Raw genomic sequence first — 12,754 nt, 5'->3', positions numbered from 1 at the left:
GTATTTGATAATGATGGAATAGTTTATTGCAGAAAAATAGCCCAATTTTGTACCTGTAATGCCTCAGGGCATTTGCCTTTCTACAGACAAATATACTTTACCTATGATAATTAAATCAGCGAGGCCTATGCTTCGCTTTTTTTGTTTTAGGGTACACCTTGCATAATCAATGCCCTCTAATGCCTTATTTATAGCTCTAAAGAACTGATAATGCCTCTAAAAATTCTATCAGCTTTGCCACAGCCACACCGCGATGACTGATTGGATTCTTTTGTTCGGGTGTCATTTCTGCAAAACTCTGATTGTAGCCTTCCGGAATAAACAGAGGATCGTAGCCAAACCCCTTGATGCCTTTAGGCTCCTGAGCAATGGTGCCGCGAATGATGCCATCAAACTGGTGGATGTCATCGCCCAGAATGAGTGTAATTACACATCTGAACTGAGCAGCCCGATTGGTTATGCCCTCCAGATTTTTCAGAAGAAGCTCATTATTTCTGGCATGATTGCCGTGTTCTCCGGCATAGCGGGCCGAAAACACACCCGGTTCTCCATTTAAAGCCTCAACTTCCAGTCCGGAGTCATCGGCGATACAGTTAACACCAAACCTTTCTCTGATAAATAATGCTTTCTGACGCGAATTACCCTGAAAAGTATTTTCTGTTTCAGGTATCTCATCGGAGCAGCCGATATCAGCCAGCGTCTTCAGCTCATACCTGCTACCTAGCATGGTCTGCAATTCTTCTACTTTATGCTGATTGTTAGTTGCGAGACAAAGTATCATAGTTATAGAGAAAGGAAAATGTATCAATTGGATGAATACCAAAACGGAGAGCAGAACAAAGCAGATGCAATACTTTGATATCATTTAGCTTTGTTCCGCTCCTGGTTTTCTTTAAGCGTAGCCTTCTTTCATTTTTTCTGCGTTGTCTGCAATCCGGAGTTGTTCAATAAAACCGTCTATCTCGCCGTCCATCACACTGGGCAGGTTATAGACTGTATAACCGATTCTATGATCAGTCACACGGCTTTGCGGATAATTATAGGTACGTATCTTATCTGAACGGTCGCCGGTACCTACTAAAGACTTGCGGGCATCTGCTATGGCGGCGTTGTGCTTGGCCAGTTCCATTTCGTAAAGTCTGGAACGTAACACCGAAAGCGCCTTTTCGCGGTTCTTTATCTGTGATCGCTCGTCCTGACAAGACACCACAATGCCCGAAGGAATGTGGGTCATCCGTACGGCAGAATAAGTTGTATTTACCGACTGCCCGCCAGCGCCTGAAGAGTTAAAGGTATCGATTCGTATATCATTCATGTTCAGCTGTATATCAACTTCGTCGGCCTCTGGCATAGCTGCAACAGAAGCCGCAGACGTGTGCACACGCCCCTGCGACTCAGTGGCAGGCACACGCTGTACCCGATGTACTCCTGACTCAAATTTCAGTTTACCGTATACGTCTTCGCCTTCAACCTGTAATATAATCTCTTTATACCCTCCTGCCGTGCCCTCATTATGGTCTAGCAGAGTCATCGTCCAGCCTTCCTGGCGTTCAATATAGCGTTGATACATTCTGAATAGGTCGCCGGCAAAAATAGAGGCTTCATCGCCACCGGTACCCGCACGTATTTCAAGAATCACGTTCTTGCTGTCGTTCGGGTCTTTGGGTATCAGCATTTCTTTCAGAATAGCCTCTGCCTCTTCTCTTTGTGGCAATAGAATATCCAGTTCCTCTTTTGCCATATCGCGCATTTCTTCGTCCTTTTCGTTGGCAATAATGTCTTTTGCGCCGTCAATATTAGACAAGATATTCTTATAGGCATTAAACTGACTGACAATCTTCTCCAGGTCTTTATACTCTTTGCTCAGACGCTTAAATTTTGCCATGTCTGACACCACCTCGGGCATCGTAATCTGTTGAGATACCTCTTCAAACCTTTCTTTTATGGCCTCTAACTGTTCTAACATACGTTTATTACACTATTATAAAACTCTATTGCTGAGCATTGCCTTTCGGCCTGAAATTATTTTTTGCATTGTGCAAAAACAGCCTGATTCAACTTAATGTAAGCGTCATCACCGGCTTTCTTTGCCAACTCCATCGATTTCTCGGCATTGGGCAATGCAACTGCACAATTACCCTGTTTTGCAGCTACACGAGCCACCAGCTGATACGCCCAGTATTCTTTATTTTGTTCAATTACTTTATTGGCCCAAACCAAAGCCTTATCTAAATAAACACCTTTCTGATAGTAATAGTCTGCGGCTGCAAAATAGGTGTCAATACTTACGTCTGGTTTTGATGTCTTTTCTGCTATTTCAGCCATAATTCTGGCATCAACCTCTTGCTCAACTTTAAATCTGGCCTCGGTGTTTTCCCATTTAATTACAATATGGGCAGTAGTAGGGTTTTTGCCCTCTATTTCAATGGCCATCTGCTCTACAAAATATTTAGTCTTTGCCGGCTTTACTTTGAAACGATACACGTCTTTTTTTTCATCGTAGCCATAAGAGCCCCACTGCTTGTCGTCAGTATTCAGAATGACAGTCCATTCTGTGGCGTTAGGTATCGTATACAAGCCATAACTACCCGCCTTGATGGGTGTTCCGTTTACTATTACCTCATCATCAAACTTTATAGAAGTAATTTTGTTTGCACCGGTTCTCCAGACTTTACCAAATGGCACTAAATCGCCAAATATTTTACGTCCCTTTACCGACGGGCGGCTGTAATCAATCGTTACTTTAGTAAGACCCACCCCTTGCGTAATGGTTGCCGAAGGGCTGGCTGGTGGTGTATTGATTTGTGCAAAGCCTGAAATAGAAACAGCTATGAAAATAATGAATAGCTTTAAGTTAAAATGTTTCATTGTCTTTTGTATCTGATATTAGAGTGCGAAGTTAAGATTTATCTTCCTTTGGAATGTGCTTTTTGAATAGTTTTTTAGTACTACTACTAAATAATGAGGGTACAACACTCATATAATCAAAATACATTATCTAAAAATGGTTCAATTTATAGCCAAACAATTCTTTTCAGAGTACTATATAATCTATAAATTGCACAATCAATAAACCCTGTTACACTATGTTTAACCTATCAACCATTCTTGAACATCACGCCCGCTCAACACCCAGCAAAGAAGCTCTTATTTTTGCCGATAAACGGATAACTTTTGCCCAATTTGATGGAGCCAGCAACCAAATTGCCAATGGTTTGGCTGCTTTGGGGGTGGGGCATGGCGATAAGGTAGCACTTACTTGCCCTAACCTCCCCTATTTCCCGATGATATACTTCGGCATTCTGAAAACAGGGGCGACCGTAGTGCCTCTGAGCGTGTTGCTCAAGCGTCAGGAAATTGCTTTTCACTTGCAGGACTCAGACGCCAAAGCCTATTTTTGCTTTACAGGAACACCCGAAATGCCCATGGGGCAGGAAGGCTTTGCCGGTTTTGAAATGACAGAAACCTGTAAAGATTTTTTTATGATTACCCCGGCTTTTACTGATGCCTCTCCTATTGAAGGAACCCAAACACTGGGCATGCTCATGGCAGAACAATCGCCGGTGTTTCAAAGTTATTTTACCTCGCCAGACGATACGGCAGTAATCATCTATACATCAGGCACCACAGGCAGGCCCAAAGGCGCTGAACTGACTCATTCTAATTTGCTGCTTAATGCCATACTGAGCAAAGACCTTCAGGACTTAGGCGCTGACGATAAATCGATGCTGGTGTTACCATTGTTCCATATTTTTGGCCAGACGGTCTGCATGCTGGCAAGTATATATAAAGGAACCACCGCTGTGCTTGTACCCCGCTTTGACGCAGAAATGGTACTTACCCTTATGCAAAATGAGAAAATAACACATTTTGCCGGCGTGCCTACCATGTATTGGGGGTTACTAAGCTACCCCGACACACATAAGTTTGATATGGCCGCTATCAAGGATAATCTGAAAATCTGCATGTCGGGTGGAGCGGCTTTACCGGTACAGGTATTACATGATTTTGAGCAAAAGTTTGATGTGCCGATTCTGGAAGGATATGGTATGTCTGAAGGGTCGCCGGTTGTTACATTTAACCAGAAAGGAAGGCCACGCAAACCCGGCTCAATAGGCTGGCCGGTATGGGGCGTTGAAGTTTGTATAATGGATGAAAACGGGAATCAGCTGGGTGCAAATGAAAAAGGCGAAGTTTGCTACCGGGGCCATAACGTAATGAAAGGTTATTATAAACGCCCTGACGCCACTGCAGAATCAATAATAAATGGCTGGCTACACTCTGGCGATGTAGGTTACCGGGACGAAGAAGGCTATTACTACATTGTAGACCGTACCAAAGACATGATTATCAGAGGGGGTTATAATGTATATCCGCGTGAGGTAGAAGAACTGATGATACAGCATCCGGCTATATCAATGGTAGCAGTAATTGGTGTACCTAATAATGAATATGGCGAAGAAATAAAAGCTTGTGTGGTGCTGAAACCCGGCGCAGAGGTAACAGACAAGGAACTGATAAGCTGGACCAAAGACCGCATTGCTTCCTACAAATATCCGCGCATTATAGAATTTATGAGCAGCCTGCCCATGGGGGCCTCGGGTAAGATATTGAAGCGGGAGCTGAGAGCCAGATAAGTAAATCTAAGTGTTATATTTCAGCCACTTTAGCGAAACAACTAAAGTGGCTGAAATAAAAGATTTACTTGCTCTTATGTTATATACTTTTCTTTTTTCTTAAGAATTGGTAAGATATGCAAAGTTCGTTGGTAAATCTGCTTACGCTTACAGTATTCTGGTGCAAAAGTAAAGCGTGTGTCTCTGAAGGATTAAAAAACTTATACCGTAATCGGTTATATAGCTGAAATCTGTTTAATTCAAAACCTACCTCTACCAAACCATCAACGGACATCTTGGTATAATTAATTACATACCATTTACCATTAGGAGCTGTTAAGTCTGTAAATTTAAGGCCTGTTGAATGTCTATAACTGAGACCCATCCCGACACCACCAAATAGTTTGAATCTTGAATAGCTTATAAAGTATTTACGGTAGAGTTCTGATAGTGTAAAATTCAGAAATCCGGTCTGATAGTATTTATTTTCTACATCAGTCTTTTTTATTAAAAGCTCAGTATAAAAAATGTTAGAACCCCTTGAACGCTTCGATGAAACAGATGCACCTATGCCAAACGTTAAACTAGTTTGCAACGATTTGTCTTCAAATACCTTAGTATCTTTCTCCATTAAATTTTGATTTACCGTGTTTAAATCAAAACCCGCAATCAAATTTAATGCAACCGTATTTTTATCATCTGTTTTCTTGACATAACAGGTTGAGGTGCATCCGAGACAATCATTAAATTGCGTAAAAACATCCACCATATCTTCTATTATATATCTTACCGATTTAGTCTTTAGTTTCTTTGAACAAGCTCGAAAGAGTGTATCTAACTGATTCAGATAAACCTTATTATGAACAAAATAAGTATCCCAATTTACAGGCTGTAAAAATTTATGATCAATTAGCTCTTTGGTCTCAGATTTATTCTGATAGAAGAAGTGAGTCTTACCCTCTCTGTCAGCTAAATAAGATAGTTGATGGTCAGCTTTAACTAAAACCATCAAAGCGATAGTTGTATCTTTTTTTATAATAATCTGTGGCGTTTTTAACAATAATTCTAACTGAGATGGGGTGATGTCCAAATCAATTGTCTTAACTTCATAATACTCTTTATTATAAATACCAAAAGCTTTTAATTCATTGGTTTTATATGTTTTCTCACCGGTAGAAACACTTACAAAATTTACAGAGACAGGGTTATACTTCCAGTCAAGGTCATCTATTTTGCCTTTCAGTGTATCACTTGTACCCTTCAGTATAATGTAACCATCAACAAGTTTCTTTTGAGAAAATGCTGCATTAAAAATGAAAAAGAAAAAGATGAAAAATTTTAATTTCATATACAGGTCAATAAAATGTAAGATAATATGTGCAATGATTAATTAAAACTAAGCGAATTGTCAAAAGAGCTGTTGCGCATATAATACTAAGTAGAATTTATCCTGTTTTAGTAGATAAATAAAGATTAAAGTCACAAGGCATCTAGTGTTAGGGGGCAATATACGTAAAATCAAACAATCAATAAAGAGAAATAGTCTCCGGGCATACTCTTTTCTACAGAACCATGATAAGTATCACTAACTATGAAAGTAGAATCAAAAAATAAAAGAGGCATAATAGATTATCTCTGTTATGCCTCCTAAACTATAAGACTTAAACTATCAATATTTAAATGGTTTGCCGCCGGCCAATACTTCCTGCGTTTTCTCGTCGAAAGTAACTTTCAGACCAGTACGGTATGCCGCGTTCGACATGATAGTAGCAATTGAGTGCGAATAACCTGCTTCAATTGGGGCATGAGGGGTTTTACGGCTGCGTACACACTCCATCCAGTTTTTAATGTGCGCAAATGTAAGTGAGTCTCCACCTGTGTTGGCGCCAGCTTCAACCTTTGTGCCTTCAAGCTTAACTGTTGGTAAAAGATTGGCTTTTAAGCCCATTGCAGCGGCTTCACGCTCGCGAAGCCCTCCGGTTGGAGTAATTTCGTTGGTATCAAGGTTAATCATACCACCGTTAGAGTAGTATAATTCTTTGGTATCACCGGCTGAATTTGAGAAACGAGAAGTAAACTGCACCTGGAAGCCAGATGATTTATCGTTCAATGGGCCGTAATCAAACACTACGGTAAGTGTATCGGCGTTGGTTCTGCCGTCTTTCCATTGGTAGATACCTCCGTTGGCAACTACCGAACGAGGATGCGGCAAGCCAGAGAACCAGTGTACGGTATCAATCTGGTGGCTCATCCATTGCCCCGGAATACCAGAAGAATAAGGCCAGAATAAACGATACTCAAGATATTTACGAGGGTCAAACGGAACCATCGGACGGTTCATCAGATAACGTTTCCAGTCAACGTCAGACTCTTTCAAATCTTTAGTCAATTCAGCTCTTCTCCAACGGCCGGGTTGGTTTACGTTCCACATCAGTTCAACCATTACAATCGGGCCGAACTTGCCAGATTTGATGAAGTCTTCTGCTGCAAAATAGTTTTCACCACTACGGCGTTGCGAGCCAATCTGTACTATTTTACCTGAGGCTTTCACGGCTTTCAATACGGCGCGGTTGTCTTCCATGGTTTCGGCCAATGGTTTCTCGGTATAGGTGTCGCAACCTGCTTTTACGGCCTCAATGGTATGTAAAGCGTGCTGGAAATCAGCAGTAGAGATAAACACCGCGTCTACCATTTTAGAAGCATAAAGCTCATCATTGTTACGGAAAACTTTTACGTCGCTTCCCAATTGCTTATCTAAATAGGCTTTTCCTTCTTCACGGCGGCGGTTCCAGATGTCTGAAAGGGCAACCATTTCAAAATTCATCTGTTTTTGTAAAGCTTTGAACGGGCCAACATGTGAAGAACGGTGGCGGTCAGAGAACCCCACACAAGCTACGCGTACGCGGTCGTTTGCTCCTATGATTTTGCCATAACTCTTTGCCGAAAAACCAGTGGCTGCTGTAGCCAGAACTGATTTAATAATAAAATCTCTGCGGGTTGTCATAGTTTTATTTGGATTGAATAATACTTACTTTAACTTTTATTAAAATATGGTGAAATACTTCCGATAGTTATTTTCTATTAGGTTTATTGTAATTGAGCCCGTCGCCAAATTTAAACAGGGCATAATTGGGCTCCATGAATCCCGGAACATCTGATTTGTTTTCATCTGCTGCTTTCTGAGAAACAGGCGTTGAAAAGGGCATTTTACCCACAGGACCAAACACGCCACTAATGACATCTAAAAGGGCATCTTGTGTGGTACCAAAAGTGGCCAGAATTGTTTTTGCATTTCCTTTATCAATCTCATCAATTACCCAGGGATTGGTATAATTAATAACCACAATGGTTGGTTTGGCGTTGATAAGCGCATTTACATGGGCCACATTGATTTTGTTTTTTGATAAACTCAAATCTATTGGTTTGCCTTGAGAGCTAAACAATCCCCCACCGGTAGGAATCAGCCATACCAGGTTAACATCTGCGTCGTCCTTGTTTGTTACAAACTCAATGTTCCATTTATTATCCTTAGGAACACTTACAGAAACAGGATTGGGCGCCTGCGTATTAGGGGCGCCTCCCCTTTCATAGTACGTTTCAAAATAGACTTTTTTCTTTTGTGTTAACGGCAGCAATTGGGCATCGTTTCTCAATAAAACAATTGATTTTCTGAAAGCAATATCCGCCTTTTTCTGAAATTCTGCATTGCCGACAGTTTTTACTGCTACATCCACATCAACAAAAGGGTTTTCGAACAAGCCCAATTCAAACTTTTCTTTCAGGAGCCTTGTAATAGATTCGTTTATTCTGGCTTCAGAAACCAATCCCTGCTTAACAGTTTCCAGTAAAAGAGCCGGGTCTGCACCACCAGAGAACAAATCTACACCTGCATCTAATGCCTTTTGGTAACGCTGCACAATTGTCAGGCTTTCGACGCCCCAGGGCATCATATCAATAGGGCCTGTGTCAGAATTGATGATACCATTAAAGCCTAGTTTTTTACGCAATAAATCCTGAATTACTGCTTTATTGTATGAGAAACCCACCTCTTCCATATTTTTATCTTTCGGAGCCGAATAATAAGGCATGATAGATGAGGTACCCGCTTTAATGGCAGCTATAAAAGGCTTTACATGATAATCGAACATACCTCCAGGATAATGCGCATATTTGCCCCAGTCAAAATGGGAATCCTGCCCACCTACCTGCGGACCACCCCCGGGGAAGTGCTTCGTAGTCATTGCCACCGAATTCCTGTTTAACTTCGGTCCTTGAAAACCCAGTACAATTTCACGAATCATATTGGAAGCTAAATCGGCATCTTCGCCAAAGGTACCTTCAATGCGTTGCCATCGGGGCTCGGTTGCCAAATCGGCCATATACATATAGCCTTTTCTTAATCCTACCGACGACCACTCTTTTGCTGCTATTTCAGCAAATTCACGTGTCAACTTCAGGTCTCTCATGGCTGCCATGCCTAGTTCGCCGGGCCATCTTGAAAAAACCGTTGTTCCTACGCTCAAACCAATGGCCGCATCAACGGTGATATGATTTCGCGGATTTGAAGCAACGATTGCCGGAATACCAAGACGCGAACTTTCGCACAAAGCCTGCAGATTGTTAGACCATTCGGCTAAAATCTTTGCATTGGTATTAGCTCTCAGAATAAAATGACGCAGGTTATATACCATTACCCCTTTTGTTGTACCCGCTGCCGACATCATAGGTACGGGCAATGGTTTGCGGGTAAACATATTAATGGGCTGCATCAGGTCTTCTTCATTAAAGCCTGAGGAAATTTCGCCTCTCGGCGCATTGGCCTGAAACGAATTATCTCCTGCCAGCCGGGTAGTGCTGATTAGCATAAAGCCAATCTTCTCCTTAAGCGTCATTTGAGCCAAAAGGTCTTTTACTCTAACATCAACAGGTAGCCGCCAGTCTTCATATTTATCTAGCTTGTTATTCTTGTTGAGGTCTTTAAACTCAAGATTACCTTCTTTCAGAATTTTAACCGAACGGTAACCCAGATCGGCCTGTTTAACCTTTTGGGCGAAGGAGTCAGCTCCTGCGCCCATAAACATCAGAATAATTAAGTATGTTAATCTCATGTTTTTATTCAGGTTATTATTTTAATTCTCTAATCTTCAGATTCTTAAACGACACATTATTGCCGTGGTCCTGCAACAGAATGTTGCCTTTATCACCTGCTCCAAAGTTATTATACTTGGCATATTTACTTCGGGCTACTAAAGCATTGTAAATATTACTTTTTCTTTCGTACTCCAATACTTTGAAGCCATTCAGCCAGTGCTGAACAATGTTGTTAGGGTACACCACCAGACGTGCCTGATTCCAGTCGCCGATTTTACGTTGGAAACGTCTGTCTAACTTATAAGATGGTATCAAATCATACAAACTTGCCAGTGTTCGGTTACCTACTACACCCATTTTGGCATCCGGGTGGCGCTCATCATCTAATACCTGATACTCAAGGCCAATGCCCGATTTACCGCCTGAATCAAAGGCTTCATTTACAAAGTATTTCAAGCCGGAGTTTGCCCCTTCTGTCAGTTTAAACTCAAAGGTCAGTTCAAAAGCGCCAAACTGTTCGTCTGTTACAATATCATTGCCGGTTTCTGAGCCGTCAGATGGGCTTACGTTAATGGTGCCATCTATTACGGCCCAGTGCTTATCGGGCATTTTGGTTTGGTGTACCCCTCTCCAACCGGTAAAGTCTTTGCCGTTGAAAAGCAACTTGAATCCCTGGGCTTTTTCTTGCGGCGACAGGTTATTTAACAACAGATTTACTACCGGCGTATTGTCTGTCGGGCTGGGTTTCAGGTTTTCAGTCTGGATTCTGATATTTCTCCAGCGAATCTGCTTGCCCGGTTTATCATCCTTGCCAATAGCATGTACTTGCAGCGCGATAAAGCCTTTAGGGGTTAGGTCGTCTACCAGATAAGCCACCGGCACACCATTTACCCAGGTACGAATAATGTTTCCGATAGCCTCTATGCGGTATTTGTTCCACTCGCCTTTTTTAAATGCTTTTTTGCTTTCAGGGTTTGCATTGGGGATGTAGAGCCAGTCGCGGCGGGCTTCGTCGTATATACCACCAGACCATGCACGGTCTGAAGGGTCAACTTCCATCTGATAGCCATGCACACGGCCATCTTTGTAGTCGGGTTTTGATAAACTACGGAACTGTATACCCGAGTTCATAGAGTTATCTACCTTCAATTCTAATTCCAGAATGAAATCGCCGTAGTCTTGCCCGGTTGCCAGAAAAGAATTGGGGGTGTCTGCCACCGTAGTACCAACAATTTCGCCGTTTTCTATGGTATATCTGGCCTTGCCATTGAGTTGTTTCCAGCCCTTCAGATCTTTGCCGTTAAACAGGCTTGTCCATTTCTGTGCAGTTGCTGAAAACAGAAACGAATGCACAAGTAAGAATCCAATAATTACTTTTTTCATTTAATAAAATAGAGTTGAATAATTTCTATCAAAATTAAGTGCTAAGTATCAATCTGTCTAATATCTATTTAGCGAAAAATTCATAAAATTTGACAAACATTCAACCTTTATAGGTCAAAATTTCACATTTATTGTCTCCAGATACTTTTTGCTGGTTTGCCCGCTTTCTAAAGCAGTGCGGCCTTTCACAGGTACAGAGTCTAATTCAATTATATTCCAGCCCTTAAATTTAATCTTCTCTAAGGCTTTAAAGATAGCCGGAAAATCAACACGCCCCTGCCCTAATTCTACAAATTGGTAGCCCGATTTGCTCTCTACAGGTTTGGTGTCTTTTATGTGTGTGGCATGCAAAATGTGTTTATATTTAATTACAGCCTCGGCTGGGTTTCCTCCTCCTTGTGTATAATGTGCTACATCCAGTTCCAGCTTAATATATTTAGTGTCCATTTTTGTAGCTATAATTTCTACTTCTTCTGGTGTTTCACCCAATTGGTTCATGTGGTTGTGCCATGCTGGCTGTACGCCCGTTTCCTGCAATACCACTTTGGCTACCTCCGACATATTTTTGGCATATTTAATCAACTCTTCAGTTGTGGGTACTCTGTCTTTCGGACGAGAATTGTTGGTTATCTGTAGCGATTTCCCGCCTAATGCCTTTACAAACCGGGCATGGTTAAGATGGGTCTCTATATCTTTCGAAATATCATCCTGTATTCCCACATTTCCGCTTGAGAACATGGCCAGTGTCAGGCCATTCTGGTCTAGCAGGTCTTTAAGGTCTTGGGGTTTGTCTTTAAAAGGAGCGTAGCTGTTGGCTCTCAGTTGTATACCCTTAAAACCTAAAGCGGCAATATCTTTGATAGCTACGAGGTCGTTGCCGTTCCAGGTAATTGCTGAATAGGCCATTTTATGCTTGCCTTTTGCCGCCAGGCTGTCAAATGAAATAAGTGAAGATGCTGTGAGTAATGATGCCTGAGTCAGGAAATCTCTACGGTTCATGGTTTATAGGGTTAAATATGTAAAACTTTAATTTATAAAAATAGCAATAAAAAGTCAATCAGGAACCTATCGGCCACCATAATTTTGCAATTGCTTTATAATGTATGGGATTCAGATACAACAAAATCACTTAAAAGAACAAAGTCGCCACATTTGTTTATGCGTGGTTATGCGCATAAAAATAAAAAAAGGCACCCTATGCTTCGGCAAAAGTTCAGGGTGCCTTTAGATAAAACCGATTCTACTCATAGCTTACTTGTCTGAACCATGACAAGCCGGGTACCGCCAAGCAAAACAAGGTTTTAGATTTATGAGCATTATCAGTGATAGCCCGGTGTGCCACAAGGAGCCCAGTCGTAGTATTCGGTATAGTAGGTAGAGCCGGTAGCTGGGTCGGTATAGCTTTTAGTAGTTATTTTTGTGCAGCCACCGCCTGGGTGCCCGGGGCTAGCCGGTGTGGGAGGCGTTGACGACCCGCCAGAACAATCGTGGCAACCATAGGTAATGGCATTGTAATCTTCCCACCAGTCTCCACCAACTACACCTTTCATTTGCTCTTTTGAAAGCAAATTGTCTGCAAATTTTAACATTAATTTTTTCATTTTTGTACTGTTTAAACGGTTGAAAATTAATTTATGTGATCTGATCAAATCCTTTAGAAAAGA

At 41.6% G+C, this 12,754-nt stretch carries 10 protein-coding genes; 1 reads left to right on the top strand and 9 read right to left on the bottom strand.

Going from position 1 to position 12,754, the window contains the following annotated elements; all coding sequences use genetic code 11:
- Positions 1-196: 196 nt before the first annotated feature.
- From rdgB to NZ848_RS08145, 3 genes are all read right to left on the bottom strand, one after another.
- The gene (gene rdgB, locus NZ848_RS08155; protein ID WP_259015080.1) at positions 197-781 is read right to left on the bottom strand and encodes an RdgB/HAM1 family non-canonical purine NTP pyrophosphatase; all 585 of its coding nucleotides are present in this window, start codon (positions 779-781) and stop codon (positions 197-199) included.
- A 111-nt stretch (positions 782-892) separates the two neighbouring features.
- Positions 893-1,966 (bottom strand): peptide chain release factor 1, encoded by a 1,074-nt coding sequence (gene prfA, locus NZ848_RS08150; RefSeq protein WP_101724742.1) that lies wholly within the window; start codon positions 1,964-1,966, stop codon positions 893-895.
- Positions 1,967-2,022: 56 nt separating this feature from the next.
- Positions 2,023-2,868, bottom strand: a complete 846-nt coding sequence (locus NZ848_RS08145) for a DUF2911 domain-containing protein (RefSeq protein ID WP_259015079.1) — start codon at positions 2,866-2,868, stop codon at positions 2,023-2,025.
- 218 nt (positions 2,869-3,086) lie between these two features.
- Between NZ848_RS08145 and NZ848_RS08140 the strand changes: the two genes are divergently transcribed.
- Positions 3,087-4,637, top strand: coding sequence for a long-chain-fatty-acid--CoA ligase (locus NZ848_RS08140; RefSeq protein ID WP_259015078.1), 1,551 nt, complete (start codon positions 3,087-3,089; stop codon positions 4,635-4,637).
- Positions 4,638-4,716: 79 nt separating this feature from the next.
- Here NZ848_RS08140 and NZ848_RS08135 read toward each other — a convergent pair whose 3' ends face one another.
- The 6 genes from NZ848_RS08135 to NZ848_RS08110 all read right to left on the bottom strand — a co-directional run bounded on the left by NZ848_RS08135 (position 4,717) and on the right by NZ848_RS08110 (position 12,691).
- Positions 4,717-5,964 (bottom strand): hypothetical protein, encoded by a 1,248-nt coding sequence (locus tag NZ848_RS08135; protein WP_259015077.1) that lies wholly within the window; start codon positions 5,962-5,964, stop codon positions 4,717-4,719.
- Between the two features lie 321 nt (positions 5,965-6,285).
- Complete coding sequence (locus NZ848_RS08130; RefSeq protein ID WP_259015076.1) at positions 6,286-7,620, bottom strand: Gfo/Idh/MocA family protein; 1,335 nt, start codon at positions 7,618-7,620, stop codon at positions 6,286-6,288.
- Positions 7,621-7,687: 67 nt separating this feature from the next.
- The gene (locus NZ848_RS08125) at positions 7,688-9,724 is read right to left on the bottom strand and encodes a glycoside hydrolase family 3 protein (RefSeq protein WP_259015075.1); all 2,037 of its coding nucleotides are present in this window, start codon (positions 9,722-9,724) and stop codon (positions 7,688-7,690) included.
- Between the two features lie 16 nt (positions 9,725-9,740).
- Complete coding sequence (locus NZ848_RS08120) at positions 9,741-11,090, bottom strand: 3-keto-disaccharide hydrolase (protein WP_259015074.1); 1,350 nt, start codon at positions 11,088-11,090, stop codon at positions 9,741-9,743.
- Positions 11,091-11,204: 114 nt separating this feature from the next.
- Positions 11,205-12,089, bottom strand: a complete 885-nt coding sequence (locus NZ848_RS08115) for a sugar phosphate isomerase/epimerase family protein (protein WP_259015073.1) — start codon at positions 12,087-12,089, stop codon at positions 11,205-11,207.
- A gap of 320 nt (positions 12,090-12,409) precedes the next feature.
- Positions 12,410-12,691, bottom strand: coding sequence for a hypothetical protein (locus NZ848_RS08110; protein WP_259015072.1), 282 nt, complete (start codon positions 12,689-12,691; stop codon positions 12,410-12,412).
- Between the last annotated feature and the right edge of the window lie 63 nt (positions 12,692-12,754).

It is taken from the genome of Emticicia fluvialis (assembly GCF_024793945.1).
GTDB lineage: Bacteria > Bacteroidota > Bacteroidia > Cytophagales > Spirosomataceae > Emticicia > Emticicia fluvialis.
Note: the sequence above shows the minus strand (reverse complement) of the source record. Positions and strands in the feature narration are given on the sequence as shown.